Annotated in this window: 13 protein-coding genes; 11 read left to right on the top strand and 2 right to left on the bottom strand. The window is 62.6% G+C overall.

Annotated features, from left to right (window positions below; all coding sequences use genetic code 11):
* Positions 1-13 precede the first annotated feature (13 nt).
* The 6 genes from GVL04_RS18275 to GVL04_RS18300 all read left to right on the top strand — a co-directional run bounded on the left by GVL04_RS18275 (position 14) and on the right by GVL04_RS18300 (position 6,637).
* Positions 14-1,303, top strand: a complete 1,290-nt coding sequence (locus GVL04_RS18275) for an ABC transporter substrate-binding protein (protein WP_159707147.1) — start codon at positions 14-16, stop codon at positions 1,301-1,303.
* A 30-nt stretch (positions 1,304-1,333) separates the two neighbouring features.
* Entirely contained in the window at positions 1,334-2,287 is a 954-nt protein-coding gene (locus GVL04_RS18280; protein ID WP_159707149.1) for a carbohydrate ABC transporter permease, read from the top strand.
* Positions 2,284-3,207, top strand: a complete 924-nt coding sequence (locus GVL04_RS18285) for a carbohydrate ABC transporter permease (protein WP_159707151.1) — start codon at positions 2,284-2,286, stop codon at positions 3,205-3,207. Before GVL04_RS18280 ends, GVL04_RS18285 begins: the two co-directional genes overlap by 4 nt.
* Before the next feature lie 32 nt (positions 3,208-3,239).
* Positions 3,240-3,893: a Poxvirus protein I5 gene (locus GVL04_RS18290; protein ID WP_159707205.1), complete on the top strand. Its 654-nt coding sequence runs from the start codon at positions 3,240-3,242 to the stop codon at positions 3,891-3,893.
* A gap of 45 nt (positions 3,894-3,938) precedes the next feature.
* Positions 3,939-5,222 carry an MFS transporter gene (locus GVL04_RS18295; RefSeq protein ID WP_159707153.1) on the top strand — a complete coding sequence of 428 codons (1,284 nt, stop codon included), beginning with the start codon at positions 3,939-3,941 and terminating at the stop codon, positions 5,220-5,222.
* Between the two features lie 122 nt (positions 5,223-5,344).
* On the top strand, positions 5,345-6,637 hold the full coding sequence (locus GVL04_RS18300) for an ABC transporter substrate-binding protein (RefSeq protein ID WP_159707155.1): 1,293 nt from the start codon (positions 5,345-5,347) through the stop codon (positions 6,635-6,637).
* A gap of 58 nt (positions 6,638-6,695) precedes the next feature.
* Here GVL04_RS18300 and GVL04_RS18305 read toward each other — a convergent pair whose 3' ends face one another.
* Both GVL04_RS18305 and GVL04_RS18310 read right to left on the bottom strand, forming a co-directional pair.
* On the bottom strand, positions 6,696-9,800 hold the full coding sequence (locus GVL04_RS18305) for a family 78 glycoside hydrolase catalytic domain (RefSeq protein ID WP_159707157.1): 3,105 nt from the start codon (positions 9,798-9,800) through the stop codon (positions 6,696-6,698).
* Positions 9,797-11,908: a DUF6807 family protein gene (locus GVL04_RS18310; RefSeq protein ID WP_159707159.1), complete on the bottom strand. Its 2,112-nt coding sequence runs from the start codon at positions 11,906-11,908 to the stop codon at positions 9,797-9,799. Before GVL04_RS18310 ends, GVL04_RS18305 begins: the two co-directional genes overlap by 4 nt.
* A 338-nt stretch (positions 11,909-12,246) precedes the next feature.
* On the opposite strand from GVL04_RS18310, the gene GVL04_RS18315 reads away from it, so the two are divergent.
* The 5 genes from GVL04_RS18315 to GVL04_RS18335 are packed head-to-tail and all read left to right on the top strand — an operon-like array spanning position 12,247 to position 16,537.
* Positions 12,247-12,939, top strand: a complete 693-nt coding sequence (locus GVL04_RS18315) for a YesL family protein (protein ID WP_159707161.1) — start codon at positions 12,247-12,249, stop codon at positions 12,937-12,939.
* Positions 12,932-13,168, top strand: a complete 237-nt coding sequence (locus tag GVL04_RS18320) for a hypothetical protein (protein WP_159707163.1) — start codon at positions 12,932-12,934, stop codon at positions 13,166-13,168. Before GVL04_RS18315 ends, GVL04_RS18320 begins: the two co-directional genes overlap by 8 nt.
* Positions 13,165-14,694 carry an extracellular solute-binding protein gene (locus GVL04_RS18325; protein WP_159707165.1) on the top strand — a complete coding sequence of 510 codons (1,530 nt, stop codon included), beginning with the start codon at positions 13,165-13,167 and terminating at the stop codon, positions 14,692-14,694. Before GVL04_RS18320 ends, GVL04_RS18325 begins: the two co-directional genes overlap by 4 nt.
* Positions 14,691-15,665 (top strand): sugar ABC transporter permease, encoded by a 975-nt coding sequence (locus tag GVL04_RS18330; RefSeq protein WP_159707167.1) that lies wholly within the window; start codon positions 14,691-14,693, stop codon positions 15,663-15,665. Before GVL04_RS18325 ends, GVL04_RS18330 begins: the two co-directional genes overlap by 4 nt.
* Positions 15,665-16,537, top strand: coding sequence for a carbohydrate ABC transporter permease (locus GVL04_RS18335; protein WP_159707169.1), 873 nt, complete (start codon positions 15,665-15,667; stop codon positions 16,535-16,537). The genes GVL04_RS18330 and GVL04_RS18335 overlap by 1 nt, the downstream gene beginning before the upstream one ends.
* Positions 16,538-16,548: the final 11 nt, after the last annotated feature.

Below are 16,548 nucleotides of genomic sequence, written 5' to 3' on the forward strand. Positions count from 1 at the left end.
CAAGGAGGCTCTCATGATCGATAGAAGGAAATTCCTCACCACTGTGGCTCTCGGCACTGCATCTGCCGCGTTCCTCTCAGCCTGTGGCGGCCAGTCCTCGACTGCTGGACAAACCGGTTCCGCGGAGAACCCCGTCACCATCACCTACACCTGGTGGGGCAATGACGACCGTGCCGAGCGCACCCGCAAGGCTATTGCCCTCTTCGAGTCCAAGAACCCTGACGTGAAGGTCAACGGCAACTTCTCCGACTTCGCCGGATACTGGCAGAAGCGCGCCACCGAAGCTGCCGGCGGCGGCCTCCCGGACGTCATGCAGTGGGATTTGTCTTACCTGCGTGATTACGGCCAGCGGAACCAGCTTCTTGATCTGGGCACGGTGAAGGTCAACACGGACGCTTTCGAGAAGTCCCTCCTTCCTTCGGGCCAGATCCGGGGCAAGACCTACGGCATCCCGACCAGCACCAACGCCTTCGCGGTCTACTACGACCCCGCCAAGCTCGCTTCCCTGGGCATAGCGGAACCGGACGGCTCCTGGAACTACAAGGAGTTCAATGCGTTTCTGGCCGAGGTCGGGGCCAAGGGCAATGGCACCTTGTTCGGCGGCACCGACTACACCGGTATCTGGTGGAACTTCAACATCTGGCTGCGGCAGAACAACATCCAGGCCTTCACCGAGGACGGCAAGCTCGGCTTCTCCAAGGATGATCTGAAGAAGTGGTGGAACCTCACTGCGGACCTGCGCGGTACCGGTGCGATTGTGGGCGAGGACAAGGCGACCCAGTTGCTGCCCAAGTCCCCGTTCGGCTCCAACGTCACGGCCACTGAGGTCACCTGGGACAACTTCATGGCCGGCTACCTCGCGGACAGCGGCGCCAAAGAACTCAAGCTCGTCCCGGTCCCATCGGACGACCCGGACAACCTGGGCCTCTTCCTGAAGCCGTCAATGTTGATGGTGGCCAGCGCGAAGACGAAGTACAAGGACGCCGCTGCCCGGTTCATTGACTTCATGGTCAACGATCCCGAGGTGGGCCAGATCTTCAAGACCTCCCGCGGTGTTCCGGCGTCGAAGACCCAGCGTGACGGCACCACGTTCGAAGGCACGGACAAGCTGGTGGTGGACTACGAGAAGTCCATCGAGAAATACCTCAAGGACGCCCCTGAGCCGCCCATTGTTGGGTTCGGCACGCTGGAGTCCACGTTCAAGCGGGTCACGCAGGACCTGAACTACGGCAAGCTCACCGTGGACGGCGCAGTTGATGCGTGGTTCAAGGAAGCCGAAGACCTCATCAAGCAGAACGCCTGATCCAGGCTTCATTACTGACGGACTGATCTTGTGACTCAAAGCCCAACCCTGAGCAGGCGTTCGACGTCGTCCGCTCCCTCGCAGCCGCGCAAGTCGCGGCGGCGGGGGGCGGATGCCCGCGCCGGCTATACCTTCCTGTTGCCGTGGCTGCTGGGATTCATCGCCCTGACCGTAGGTCCGATGATTTCCTCGCTGTACCTTTCCTTCACCAACTACAACCTCTTCGATGCCCCCAAGTGGATCGGCCTGGATAACTACACCTCCCTCTTCCAGGACGAACGTTTCCTGCAGTCGGTAGGGGTGACCATGCAATATGTGGTCTTCGGTACTCCTTTGAAGCTCGCGGCGGCGTTGGCGATCGCGATGCTGCTCAACAGCAAGCGCAAGGGCCAGGGCTTTTACCGGTCCGCTTTTTATGCACCGTCCCTGATCGGTGCATCCGTGTCCATCGCCATTGTCTGGAAAGCGATGTTCGGCGATTCCGGTCCTGTGGACCAGGGCTTGTCCTTCTTCGGGATCAACCTGGGCGGCTGGGTGGGCAACCCGGACATGACGATGGGCATGATGATCCTGCTGACCGTCTGGCAGTTCGGTGCCCCGATGGTGATCTTCCTGGCCGGCCTGAAGCAGATCCCCGCGGACCTGTACGAGGCGGCCTCGATGGACGGCGCCGGCCCGGTCCGGAAGTTCATCAACATCACCTGGCCCATGCTTTCCCCGGTGATTTTCTTCAACCTGCTGATGGAAACCATCCACGCCTTCCAGATCTTCGCCTCGGCCTACATCATCTCCAACGGCGAAGGCGGCCCGGCAGGCTCCACCCTCTTCTACACCCTCTACCTGTACTTGCGCGGATTCTCCGATTTCCGGATGGGCTACGCCTCGGCCATGGCCTGGCTCCTGGTGATCGTGGTCGGCATCATCACGCTGATCTTCTTCAAGACCTCCAAGTCCTGGGTCCACTACAGCGGTGATTCGAAATGACAACCATGGCAACACCCACCCAGAACCAACCCACAACAACCACTCCGGCGCCGGTCTACAACCCGAAGTCCGAGTCCACCACGGTCAAGCGCATCAAGAGCACCATCTTCCACATCGTGGCTTTGGCGCTGGTGGCCATGGTCCTGTACCCGGCCATCTGGATGATCTCCGCATCCTTCAAGCCGAACTCCGAGATCGGCGGCGCCAACAACGCGCTCTGGTCCAACAACTTCAGCTTCGACAACTTCATCACGGCCATGGAAGGAATCGGCGGGGTCTCCACCCTGACGTTCTTCACCAACTCCCTGATCCTGGCCGTCGGCGCCGTCGTCGGAACCGTCCTCTCGGCGTCCATCTCCGCCTACGCCTTCGCCCGGATCAACTTCCCCGGCCGCGGACTGTTCTTCGGCATGATGATCGCCACGCTGTTGCTGCCCTTCCACGTGGTGATCATCCCGCAGTACATCGTGTTCCAGCAGCTCGGCCTGGTGGATACCTACGTGCCACTGCTGATCGGCAAGTTCCTCGCCGCGGACGCGTTCTTCGTGTTCCTTATGGTCCAATTCATGCGCGGCCTCCCGGCCGAACTGGACGAAGCAGCCCGTATCGACGGCGCAGGACACGTGAGGATCTTCGGGTCCATCATGCTGCCGCTGATGAAGCCGGCCCTGATCTCCACCTCGATCTTCTCCTTCATCTGGAGCTGGAACGACTTCCTGGGCCCGCTGCTCTACCTCAACACCCCCGAAAAGTATCCGCTGCCCCTGGCATTGCGGCTCTTCGTGGACCAGACCCAGTCTTCGGACTACGGAGCCATGATCGCCATGTCCGTGCTGGCGCTCCTGCCCGTGCTTGTCTTCTTCCTGGTCTTCCAGCGCTACATCGTCGAAGGTGTTTCGACGCAAGGCCTCAAGGGCTGACGGACACGGAAGAGAATACAGAAATGAGCACTATGGATGCCACAGGAAAGTCGTCGGGAAAGCCCGGGATTCCGGTCAACCGCTTTGCCCTCTTCGCCGAGACCATCCTGGCGGGAGTCATCGTGCTCCTCCTTTCCATCCCCTTGGTGACGGCGCCGGCTGCCTACGCGGCCGGCGTCGCACACCTGGAAAGGCACCTCAGCGGCAGGGATGATTCCCTGTCGAGCCTTTGGGGGAATTTCCGCCGTGCGTTGCCCGGCAGTTGGAAGATTGGCATCACGACGGCGGTTGCCGCCGTCGTGGTTGTCCTGAACCTCTTGCTCGCGCTGGTGGGGCAATTGCCCGGCCGCGCGGCAATCCTGCCCGCTACCCTGATTCTCGCCGCGGCCGGGGCGGTGCTGTTCCTGCGGATCGCTGCCAATTGGAGCGGCGGGGTCAACTGGGACGGCGACGCCGGCCAGGAACCTTCCGAAGTTCCGGGCCCTCAACGGTGGGCTGCGGCGTACGCCAGCGCCAAGGCTGACTCGCTGCGTGACTGGAGCGGCTCGCTTCTGCTGCTGGCCGCTGTGTTCATGGCGGTTGTCTTCGTCTGGATGCTGCAGGCGCTGTTCGTCATTGTTCCCGGGACCCTGGTCCTGGCCGCTGCAGCCATTAAAATCCGGGCCGGCAACAGAGCCCGCAGCTAGCCCGCGTCACTTAACCCCCAACCGCTGAATCGAGCAGACCACCCCGTGTCGCCGCGCCCGTTCCCACTGCGCCCCCCATCCACATCACCGCGAGCCCGCAACACTGAGTCCTGGCATTATCCGCTGCGGCACCACAATTACCGGATCTTCGTCACCCTCTCCCTGGTGGGGAGCGGGGGTGTATGGATGCAGAGGTTGGCGCAGGACTGGTTGGTTCTCCAGCTCACGGGCAGTCCGGCCGCTGTTGGGCTCGCTGTGGCACTCCAGTTCCTGCCCATGCTGGTGGTGGGTCCCATCAGTGGCGTGCTGGTTGATCTTTTCCCTAAGCGCCGCATCCTGCTGGTGTGCCAATCGGTGGCCGCGTTGCTGGCCGCAGGGCTGGCTGTCTGGAATGCGATGGGCGGCACCGACGTGTGGGTCGTCTACGCCTCCTGCATTGCTTTGGGCATCACCAGCGCCATTGACGGGCCGGCACGCCAAGTATTCGTCAACGAGGTGGTCGGCGACGCCGGCCTGCCCGCAGCTATTGGCCTGAACAGTGCAATCGGCCAGCTGGGGGCCATGGCGGGCCCCGCCCTTGGCGGCGTTGTCATAGCCCACGCAGGACCAGCAGCTGCATTCGCTGCCAACGCTGGCTTGGGGGTCGCGGTCCTGGTGATGATCGCGTCCATGAGGCCGGGGGAGCTGCACCATTCCCCGGCGGCGCCTGATCCGGGAGCCAGGCGAGGCCAGATCCTGGCTGGATTCCGTTTTGTCCGTGCCCGTCCGCCACTCCTGTTGACCATGCTCCTTGCGGGTTTGCTGGGGGCCTTTGGAATGAACGGTCCGGTGGTCTTGGCCGCATTCGCAGATGAGGTGTGGCATAGCGGACCTGCCGGGTTTGGCCTGTTCAACACGGTCAGTGCTGTGGGAGCTTTGGCCGGGGCATTGGTGGCAACCAGGATCAAGCGTTTTGGTCGCAAGGGGATTGTGGCCAGCGCAGGGCTCTTTGGACTGACCCAGCTGCTCGCCGCACTGATGCCAACGCAGGAGTGGTTCGTGGTGATGCTGATAGTGGTGGGCTTCATGACCCTGGTGTTCCTCACCAGCGCAGCAACAGCGGTGCAGCTGGAGGCCGGCGCAAGTGTGCGCGGCAGGGTCCTTGCCCTCTACTTTCCGCTGCTTTTGGGCGGTCACGCTTTGGGTGGGTTGCTTGCCGGCTGGCTGACGGAAGACTTCGGAGTGCGAACCGGGCTTGTTGTCACAGGAGCGTTGGGCATGGTGTCAGCAGTGGTGATTGGGCTCCTGCTGTGGAGGTATTCAGTCCGACGCACCCGCGCATCAGCCTGAGCGCTTTTGTTAAAAGTGATAGCTCAAACAAACAAAAACTCCCTTGACGAGTGATGTAGCGCACACTTAGGCTGAGAAAGCGTTTTCTCCCCGGTAGCGCACGACTCAGATAAGGACGTTTGATGTCTCCTCGAGCACGCACAAAATTAGCCGCGAAAGTTGCAGCGGCCGCGGCCGCCATCGCCATTACGATGACCGGTTGTGGCGCCGGCTCCCAGCAATCCGCCTCCGATGGAACCGTCACCCTTCGCTTCAGTTGGTGGGGTTCGGATGTTCGCCACAAGATGACCCAAAAACTCATTGACGCTTTCGAAGCGGAAAATCCCACCATCAAGGTCAAAGGTGAGTACGGCGACTGGTCCGGCTATTGGGACAAGCTGGCCACCCAGGTCGCATCGCAGGATGCCCCGGATATTATCCAAATGGATGCCGCCTATCTGGGTGAGTACGCCGAACGCGGTGCGCTGCTGGAGCTCAAGGATGTGGACCTCGGCAAGTTCGATCCTGCCGTGGCAGATGCCGGCAAGGTTGAAGGCAAGCAGTACGCCGTCACTGCAGGCGTGAACGCCCAGGTAGTCCTTGCGAACCCTTCGCTCCTCACAGCCAGCGGTGTCACGTTGCCTGATGACAAGACGTGGACCTGGGACGAATACAACAAGACGGCTGCCTCCATCACCGAAGGCAGCAAGAGCGGTGTCTATGGCTCGGGTGCTGTCAGTGGTGACGCTCCCATGAACCTCTGGTTTCGCCAGCACGGCAAATCGCTGTTTACCTCCGACGGCAAGTTCGGCTTTGACGAGGGCGACCTGACGGGCTGGTACGAATACCAGGCCGAACTCCGCGATTCCAAGGCAGTGCCTCCCGCCTCAGTGATGACCGAAGACGCCACAGCTTCGGTGGACCAGCAGGGCCTGGCCACCAACAGGTTTGGGCTCGCCTGGTACTGGTCCAACCAGCTGAGCGCCCTCACCAAAGCCTCGGGCCAGCCGCTGGAGATCCACCGCCCGCCCAGCACGGACGGAAATGCGGCCAGCGCCGAGCAGTTCTACAAGTCGTCCCAGTTCTGGTCCGCGAGTTCCCGGACCAAGCACCCGGCAGAGGTGCAGAAGTTCATCGACTTCCTGTCGAACAATGTGGCGGCCGGCGAGATTGCCCTGGCGGACCGCGGCATCCCGGGTAACTCCGAAGTCCGCGCAGCTGTCCTTCCCAAGCTGACGCCTGAAGATGCAGCCACAGCCAAGTTCATCGACGAGATCTCCTCCGAATTGGGAGACGCCGTACCGGTCCCGCCTGCGGGTTCCAGCTCCGCCGTCGAGGCCTTCGGCCGCTACGCCCTGGAAGTCCACTTCAAGCGGATGTCACCCTCAGAGGCCGCAAAGAAAGCCATGGACGAAGCGAAGAGCGCGCTGAGTTAGCCCTCTTTTGGCCCCGCGAGGTGGCACTTAATGACAGTTCCGGCGCGGAACATTGGCATTAAGTGTCACCTCGCGGGAGCATTACCTGGGCTGTGACTCCTGCGGGGACCGTGTACTCCAGTTCCACGCCCGCTGCCGTGCGGTGCCAGGAAACCCAAACGGTTCCGCGCTGTGTCGGCACGCTGCCCTCGGCATGTTCCAGCCGGCACACCGGCGGCTGAATTACGACGGCGGAGCCGCCCGCCGCTGTGACGCGGACGCCAAGGAGGTACTCAAGGATCTCCCGGATCACCGATGCCGACCAAGCGTGTGACTGGCTGTAGTCAGTGCCTTCATCAAGCTCCCAGGCCTCCCACGTGAAGGAGGCCCCGGCGTCGAGCTGGCGGGCCCACCCCGGTTGGCTGGAATCCGTGAGCAGGGTGAGGACATCGTCCACCCGCCCCTGCGAGAGCAGTGCGCGGAACAGCCGATGCACCGTCATGGGACCTTGGCGCATCCCCATCCCGGCGATCCGTTCGGCATCCTTCGCCGCGTGTTCAGTGTGAGTGATTCCCATGGACAACGGGAATGAGGTCGCATGCTGTGAGGCATTGAGGCTGGGGCGGCCGTCTGAGTAAAGTCCGTCCACCATCACACCGTCCACACGGAGCCGGGCGTTGATCTGTCCGGCAAGCGATGCTGCTGCCCCACCGAACCGGGCCGCCTCCCGCTCGAGGCCAGCGACCCCACACAGCCGGCTGACGGCGTCGAGGACTGACCATGACTGGGCGTTCACCGTGGTGCGAGCCGCGCAGTCCATGTCGTATCCGAAGCGGCCCGGCGCCGGCCAGTCCACGATGCCGTGGAGGTACGGACCTCCGCCGCCACCCAGATCGGTGACCAGCCCGGCAGTGGGACCGTCCGTGGGGATGTGGCGCAGGACGTACTCCGCCGTGTCCTGGAGGCAGGGGAGGAGCTCCTGGACCAGCGCGTCGTCCCCGCTAAGCCGGTGGTAGTCCTCCACCCATTCGGGCATCATGAGCGAGAAATCAGGGATGTCCCGCTTGCCGTCGCCGTTGGGATACACCGCGTTGTAGCGGCCTCGCTTGTCGGGCGAATCCCAGTAACGTTGGGCCGACCCCGCGAATTCGCGGAGTGCCTTGGCTGTGAAGTGACGCTCTCCGAACAACGCCATGGTGGCGTAGGAGATGTTCACGGCGTCGCCCAGGAACTGGCCCTTCTCCCGGGTGGGCGTGTCCACGAACTGTTCCTGCACGCCGAACAACGCTGAGTCCCGGAGAAGGGCGAAGACCCGGTTCAGCGTTTCGTCGGAACTGTGGAAGCTGCCTTCGGCCGGGTGCTGGGCGTGGATGACCGTTGCTCCCACGGCGCGGAGGTCCTGGATGTTTACGCCCGGCAGTTCGAGATAGCGGAACCCCAGATGCACCGCCGCCTCGTAGCGCTGCAGCCCGTCCTTTTGTGTATAGGGGAATGCCATGTCTGTGTTCTGACTGGCAGTCTTTCCTGCGTCTACGCGCCCGTTGGCCTGGAGGTTGTAGCCCGCACGGAGGAGGACGGTCCGCCCGTGCCCGCCGGAAAGGAACTCCACAACAGGGCGCCCGGGAATGACCCTGCCGAAGTCAGCGACGGGCGTCCCGTCAGCTGCGGTGAGAATGTCGACGGCGGAAACATGGTTCCGCCCGACGCTTGCGTGGTTGGGGTTGAGGACCGGGAAATCCGGGACGGGATGGACGCCGAGCGAAAGAGCGGGATGCCAGTCTGCCGGAGCCGGCCACGCGGTCGCATCGAAGTGCTCGATCGGGTCGCCCTCATCGTTGCGGTACCCGCTCTGGCGGTAGGGCCCCTCGGCCACCAGCCATCCGGGCCCCGATCCGAACACGTCATGTGTGCCGTCGTCGTACTCCACCGTCAACTGGGCCAGAAGGCCCGGGCGTCCGGCAGCCCGGCCCTGACCGGGACCATACCAATGGGCGACGGCGGTCAAAGCGGCGGTATCGCCCGACTGCAGGGCAGCAGTGACGTCGGCGGCGTTGTAGAAGTGCCCGCCCGGGTACCCGAAGTTGGTGGTCTCCAGGCAAGGGCTGCCGTTGATGGAAAACGCCGCGTGGTGGCTCGCCGCAGCGTAGAGGCGTGCGCGGACCACGGTTCCAGTGAAGTTGATGGTTGTTGAAGCGAGGGTCCACTCATCGGGCTGGCGGAGGGGAGTGGTGGTGGTCCAGCCGGTCAGGGCATCGGGGATGGTGAAGTCGCTGCTGAGGAGGGTCCTGCCGCCGCTCCGGACGCCAAGTGACAAGTACTCGGCTTGGCTCCGCGGTCCCTGGTGGAAGGCGATGCCAGTGCCCCCGGTGGTTTCGATGTCCGCCTTCAGAGCGGCTGTGCCGTCAATCGTGACGGTGATGCGGCGGCCGTCGTCGGTGATGACCAGGTCTTGCCAGTCGTCGTGGGAAATGGCTCCGGCACGCGAAACAGCGGTGGCCTCGAAAGCCGGCGTCCCGGCAAGCGGTTCCGTGGCAGGTGCCGACATGGCCCCGATCTCCCAGACGGGAGCGGGGCGGAGGAGAGCCGATCGGTTCGGCTTGATCTCCAGCAGCAGCCCGGTTCCGGCCCCCTCGCTGCGGAGGAGGATTCCTGCTGTACCGAGGCGCAAGCGGAAGCGGGCCGTGATGACCGTACTGCCGCTTGCTGAAACGGGCCACGGAAGGTGGGGCGAGCCACTGACGCGCAGCAACCCGTTCACCAGTTCCATCGGCGCACGTCCGCCGGGTTCACGGTGAATCCACTCCGCCGCCCAACTGTTGGCGATGGACTCGAAGAGACCCGTGCTGAAAGCGGCCGGAGCGCAGGGTTCACCCACGTCGCCGGTGGAGTCGGTCAGCTGTACCGTCCACTGGTAGTCGCTGTCCGGGGCGAGTTCCGGGCCTGTGTAGGGAAGGTGGTGCTGCTGGTCCGTGACAACGGTGCCTGAGTCCCATATGTCAGTTCCGGCATGGTCCATCAACCTGATGCGATAGCCGCCCTGGAATGATTGCCCGGCGCTCGCAGAGTGGCCTGCATCAAGCAACCAGCCGAACTTTGGCGCAGCCGGTGCCGTCAAACACTGCGTCAGGCCCTGGACCGTGAGGTTCGTGGCGGCGAGTGGTGATCCTGTGGCGCCGGAGCTCATCGGCTGGCCACCAGCCCTTCGATTTCGCCAATATCCAGTGTTCCGTCAGTGATCCACACCGTGACGGAGCGGGTGAGGGACTCGCCCGCGGCAAGCATTACGGCTGCATCCCAGGCAAGCGCCGAACCGACGGCCGGGTAGCCGCTGCACCTGACAAACCAAGGGTCGGGGGACTCAGCTGGTGCGCCAAACACCAACGTTGCAGGGCCGCCGTCGAACTCTCCAGTCCACGCCAACCACGGCGTAACTGAGCCGTGGACGGCGGGTTCGCCCTCGGCTGTGGAGGAGAAGACACGCGCCGATGCATTGACAGGAAGCCTCCAGAAGAAGCCGCCGTAGCCGCTTCCGGCCGCACCGTGGGACCCCGGGCTCCCCAGCGCCACAGGCACGACGGCGGTGAGTTCCGTTGCGATGTCCAGGCGCCATGTGCTCGGGTTGATTGGCGTACGGCGGAAAATGCGGCGCTCTTCAAGGAGCAACCCACCATCGGCGCCGAGCCAGTGGAGGTCCGCCTTGGACTGGTCCGACCCGCGCGTGATTCCCGCGATCTCGATCCTGCCGTGGTCGTTCAAGTCCAGGTATTTTCCGGCGGCCCGTCGATAACTTCGGCCGCCCCATAGGTTGCTGCCGTTGACATCCTGCAGCGCGAAGCCGGCGCCGAGGTGCCAGACGTGGTCGGATGCCAGGTGGTCCGTCACCACGATGCCGCCCAGGGTGGTCACCGGATGAAGGTACGGCCGCGGCGACAACGCAGTCTCGAGGCCGCGTCCACTGCGGAGGACTGCATCCGGGCCATCGATTCCGGCATCGCCGGGAGTGAAGAGAGCTTCAGTGCCCGCGGAGGTTGGCCGCGCCCAAGGGAGGCCGAGCTCGGAGAACGTGACATGGGCGAGCGTGGCCCGTTTCAGGATGTCTTCGATGGTGGGGATCACGGCATGGGCTTGATCGCCCGTTCCAACCCACGTCACGAATTCCGTGGGAATCAAAGCCGGCGCCTCGGCTGTCCGGATGGCTTCCAGGACGCGCATGAACGCCCCGCTGTCATCCAACGGGCTGAGCAGGGGAACACCTTCGGAGAGGTGCTGGAGCAGGTTCTCGGTGAGATCGTCCCGCCCGAAGACATGGATGGTCTCATCGGCTTCCGTGCTGACGGTTACGCGGTCTTCGGTGTAATGGAATACGGCTGTTCCCTCGGTGCCGTGCAGCGTGACGTACGGTTCCACCGATTCCGTGGCGCACAATGTGAGGGCACAGGTGATGGGCAATCCGTCCACGGTCTTCATGCGGATCACTGAGGTGTCGTCCGCTTCAATGTCGTTGGCACGATACAGATCCGTGTCTACGAAGGCTAGGTCCTCCGCTTGCCGCGCTCCGGCAATGCGCAGCGCAGTAGCTATCGCATGGGCCAAGGGATTGGTTGCAACTCCATCCACCACGTCAACGCCGTCGAGGCTGCGCTTGCCCGCCCAGCGTGAGCGCTTGTAGTAAGCCCTGTCGCGGACCCAGCGGCCGGTAGCAGAGATGCCCTTCAGCGTGCCGATGCCGGGAAGTTCTTCCGTGGCTTCGCCGTTGGCCAGCTTCGCCAACGCCGCAAGTGCATGGGAACCGAGGCTCTGGAATCCAATCTGGACACTGCGACCAGCTGCGTTCGCTGCGTCCTGGAGGCGGAGGAAGTCACCCATGGAGGCCACTGGAGGCTTTTCCAGATAGAGGTCGGCCTCGGAAGCGAGCACAGACAGGGCCAAGGGGGCGTGGGTCTGAATGGGGGTGGCCACGATGATGACGTCCGGGTGGTGGTCGCCTGCCAACAAGGCGTCCAGGTTTTTGTGGACAGCAGTGGTTTCGGGCAGGGCCCCAGCGGCCGGGGGATTTGGGTCGGCCACGGCGACGAGTTCCACTACGCCCTGTGCGCTGAGCCGCTCGAGGTTGTGGAGGTGATGCGTTCCGAAGCCATGGACTCCCACCAAGGCAATCCTGGCGGGTGCGGTCCGAGATGCCGGGGCTGCTTCCTTCGCCGGGGCGGCTCCGGTTGCCGCCGTTTCTCCGATTGCAGGTGAAGCCCGGCGGGGGTTCGGGCTGGTGATGGACTCGATGGAAGGGGTGTCCATGGCTCTCCTCTGCTGGCGCTGCAACGAAGGCTGTGACGCCGTCGTCAGGGTATTCACGAAAGTGGTCCGGCGGGTTCAGGCTATACCCAGCAAGCGCTTTCCCAATTCCGGCTCCGCCCAGTGTAGCGCGGGATGGGCTCGAATGTAACGATTCAAGAAACGGCTTGACGCCAGCCTTGCGCAGCGTCTAAGTTTTCGGGAAAGCGTTTACTTAGTGACATGGCCCACTCGGGTCGACCCCAACTGACTGGCATTAGTCGTTGTTCTGAGCTTTCAGGGCAGCCGCCAATGTCAGTCATCTGGGCCTGTTCTGCAACGATGGAGAAAGGGGTAGCGCCATGGCGTCTGGTGGATTTGGCTTCCGGGCCTACACGCTCTTCGACACGCTCGTGTGGATTGCTTGCCTGAACGTGCTGTGGATAGTCTTCACAGTCCTTGGTGGAGTTGTTTTGGGAATTGGTCCCAGCACTGCTGCGGCGCATGTCCTGGTCCGGGACAAAGTGCGTGGAAATGCTGCGCCCTTGATGCGGCGCTTCGCGAAGGAGTACTTCAAGAACTTCGCCAAGGGCAATGCCTTGGGACTGCCGTTGATTGTGGTGGGGGCGGCGTTGTCCCTGAACTGGGGCTACTTCTCTGCCGGCTGGGACTTTGGTTCGCAGATAGTTTCCGCGGGAATCCTACTGGCTGCCCTTTTTGCCGCAGGCGCGGTCTGCTACTTGTTCCCGATGTTCGCCCGCTATGAGCTTTCCCTTCCGCAGTACTTCCTGATGTCCTCGAGGTTTGCCATGCGGCACCTTGCGGGAACTGTGATTCTCCTGTTCGTCACCGCGGCCGCCCTTTTTGTGTGCCGCTCGGTTCCGGGGCTGATCCCCTTCTTTGGTGTTGGCGCTTGGCTCTATGTGACGGGCTGGCTCTGCGACCGCTTCTTTACGGCCAACGATGAGGCGATGTCCCCCGGCGCACCCGCTGCAGCCGCACCCGCCGGCAAAGCCCCCGCGCCGACCATCGCTAAGGAGGCCAGCCTTGTCTGAGCAAAGCCGCACGCGTCCCGCCTTGAGTGGGCCGCCCCTTCTCCACCGCTCCCTGGACGTCCAGGGAAGTGCTGAACTCGTCCTCAACGCCGCTGGCGTGGACATTAATGAAACGTATCAAGATGCGAATGCCCAGCACATGTGGACCCTCAAGAGGTTTCCCGGCGTGCAGCCCACCGAAGAGCCAAGCGACAAAAACCCCGAAGAAGTGGAGCAGGTAAGAAAATGATCCGTAGAAAACACACGTTGGCAGCCGCCGTCGTCGTTTCCGCAGCCCTGGCGCTGACCGCCTGTGGTGGCGAAGCGCCGGCGTCGGACCTTTCATCCGTCAAGATTATGGCGCCGTTCCTGGAGGCGCAGCCGCCGACAGCCGATGGCGCCGTGCAGAAGAAGCTCGAAGAGCTGACAGGCAAGGACGTCAACATCACGTGGACGCCCAACGCGTCGTACGAAGACAAGATGAACATCACGCTGGCATCCTCGGAGATCCCGCACGTCCTGGTGGTTCAGGGCAAAACGCCCGGCTTCGTGAAGAACGCCGAAGCCGGAGCGTTCTGGGACCTGACTGACAAGCTCAAGGACTATCCGAACCTCAACACCACCTTCCCCGAGGTCCAGCAGAACGCCAGCGTCAACGGCAAGGTCTACGGTGTGTACCGTGGCCGTAACCCGATCCGCGCTGCGGTCATGTTCCGCCAGGATTGGTTGGACAAGCTGGGCCTGAAGGCGCCGGAAACTACCGAAGACCTGTACAAAGTGGCCAAGGCCTTCACGGAGCAGGACCCGGACGGCAACGGCCAGAACGACACCTATGGCATCACCATCCCCAAATGGGGCGCGCTGGGAACCAACAGCCCGTACGACCTGATCGAGACCTGGTACGGCGCCGGTAACCGCTGGACCGAGCGTGACGGCAAGCTGGTCCCGAGCTTCGAAACCGAAGAATTCCTGGAGGCAAACCGCTTCGTCAAGAAGATGGTGGACGAGAAACTCATCAACCCGGACTTCGCCACGTTCGACGGCACCAAATGGAACGAACCGTTCTTCAACGGCAAGGGCGGCATCATTGTGGACGTCGACTCCCGCGTCAGCGTGCTGATCAACCTCTTCAAGCAGGCCAACCCGAACGACTTTGAGAACAAGGTGGGCTTCGTAGGCAGCCTCAAGGGACCGGACGGCGAACTGCACGCCCACCCCACCGACGGCTACTCCGGCTTCCTGGCCATTCCGAAGTCCAGCGTCAAGACCGAGGCTGACCTGAAGAACGTGCTCAGCTTCCTGGACAAGTTGAACAGCAAGGACGTTGCCGTCCTCATGAACAACGGCATCGAGGGAGTGAACTTCACGCTTGAGGAAGGCCTCGCCGCCACCATCAAGCCGGAAACCCCTGAGGGCAAGGTGGTCAACACTGACATCAAGAGCTTCGCCCAACTTGGCACCAACGTCACTGGCAACAACTTCTACCCGGTCAAGCAGGCCTCCGAGTACGAGCAGAAGGTCTTCGATGACCGCGTCGCCGTCATGGCCGAGGACCTCAAGAGCGCCGTGTACAACCCGGCAGCTGCCTTCGTCTCGCCCACCTATGTTGCCAAGGGTGCGCAGTTGGACAACATCGTTGCCGATGCCCGCATCAAGTACCTGGCTGGCCAGACCGACGAACAGGGCCTGAAGGACGCCATCAAGCTGTGGAACACCAGCGGCGGTGACAAGGTCAAGGAAGAAATTAACAAGCTCTGGCAGGACAACAAGAAGTGACAGCCCCGGTTGTAGAAGCCAAAGCCTCGGAGCGGGCGGCCACCACGCCGCCCGCCCCGGCGCGGCGGCGCGGGTTCGCAGTCCACTTCGCGCATTACAAGTGGCTGTATCTGCTGTTGCTGCCCGGAGTCCTGTACTTCGCGATCTTCCGGTACGGGCCCATGTACGGCGTGTCCATCGCCTTCAAGGACTACGTTCCGTTCCTGGGCGTCAACGGCAGCCCCTGGGTGGGTGTCACCAACTTCACGGACTTCTTCGCGAACCCGGACTTCCCACGGCTGTTGGGCAACACGCTGATCCTGGCGTTCCTGAACCTGGGCATCGCGTTTCCGCTCACCATCATCCTGGCGTTGCTGCTCAACGAGGTCCGCCTGTCGGTGCTCAAGCGCACCGTCCAGACGCTCGTCTACATTCCGCACTTCCTGTCCTGGACCATCGTGGCGTCGCTCAGCTTCCTGCTCTTCGCCCTGGACATTGGGCCGTTGTTCCAGTTCGTCAACAGCCTGTTCGGGACCAACGTGGACATCCTGTCCGATCCCAACTGGTTCCGGCCCTTGATTGTGCTCCAGGAAATCTGGAAGAACACAGGCTTGGGAACCATCATCTTCCTCGCCGCACTGGCCACCGTGGACCAGGACCAGTACGAGGCAGCGATCATCGACGGCGCGGGCAGATTCCGTCGCGTCTGGCACATCACCTTGCCCGGCATCCGGTCCACCATCATCGTGATGCTCATCCTGGCCATCGGGCAGATGCTCAACACCGGCTTCGAGCAGATCTACCTCATGACCAACGCACTCAACCGCAGCGTGGCCGACGTCTTCGATACCTACGTGTACTTCGTGGGCATCACTCAAGGCGCCTACAGCTACAGCACCGCCGTCGGGCTGTTCAAGTCCTTGGTGGGTATCGTGCTGATCTTCGGCACCAACTGGCTGTCCAAGCGGTTCAACCAGAGCGGATTGTTCTAATGAAGATTCACAACACCCGTGGCGGACGGGTCTTTGATGCCGCAAACTACGTCTTCCTGAGCCTGATCGGCATCATCACCCTGCTGCCGTTCATCTATGTGATCGCCGGGTCCTTCGCCAATGAAGCCGAGATCACCCGGCGGGCGTTCTTCGTCTGGCCTGAGCAATTCACCTTGGGCGCCTACGAGTACATCTTCTCCACGCCTGCTTTCACCCGGGCATTGATCACCACCGTGCTGGTCACGTTGGTGGGCACCCTGGTGCAGTTGGTGCTCACTGTGACCATGGCCTACCCGTTGGCGAAGAAGAACCTCCGCGGCCGGAAGCTGATCATGTCCCTGGTGGTCTTCGCCATGGTGTTCTCCGGCGGCATGATTCCCACGTTCCTGCTGGTCAAGGACCTGGGCCTGCTGAACTCATACTGGGCCCTGATCCTACCGGCGGCCATCAACCCGTTCAGCCTGATCATCATCAAGAACTTCTTCCAGGAGCTCCCTGCCGAGTTGGAAGAATCCGCCAAAATGGACGGCGCCACGGAAATCGGGATTCTTTGGAGGATCCTGCTGCCGCTGTCCAAGCCGGTCCTGGCCACGTTTGCATTGTTCTACGCGGTGGGCATCTGGAACGACTTCATGTCGCCCCTGCTGTACCTGAGCGACAACAACATGTGGACCCTCCAGATGTACCTGCGCCAAGTCACCGCCGCGTCCGATCTCCTGGGCACCGGCAACGTGGACCCCACCTACATCCCGCCGGAACAAGGCATCAAATTCGCGGTGATCGTAGTGGCAACCCTGCCCATCCTGATCTTCTACCCCTTCCTGCAGAAGCACTTTGCCAAGGGCATGCTGATCGGTTCAGTGAAGGGCTAACCCCCCCCGCT

The organism is Arthrobacter sp. 18067 (assembly GCF_902706295.1).
In the GTDB taxonomy this organism is placed as follows: Bacteria; Actinomycetota; Actinomycetes; order Actinomycetales; family Micrococcaceae; genus Arthrobacter.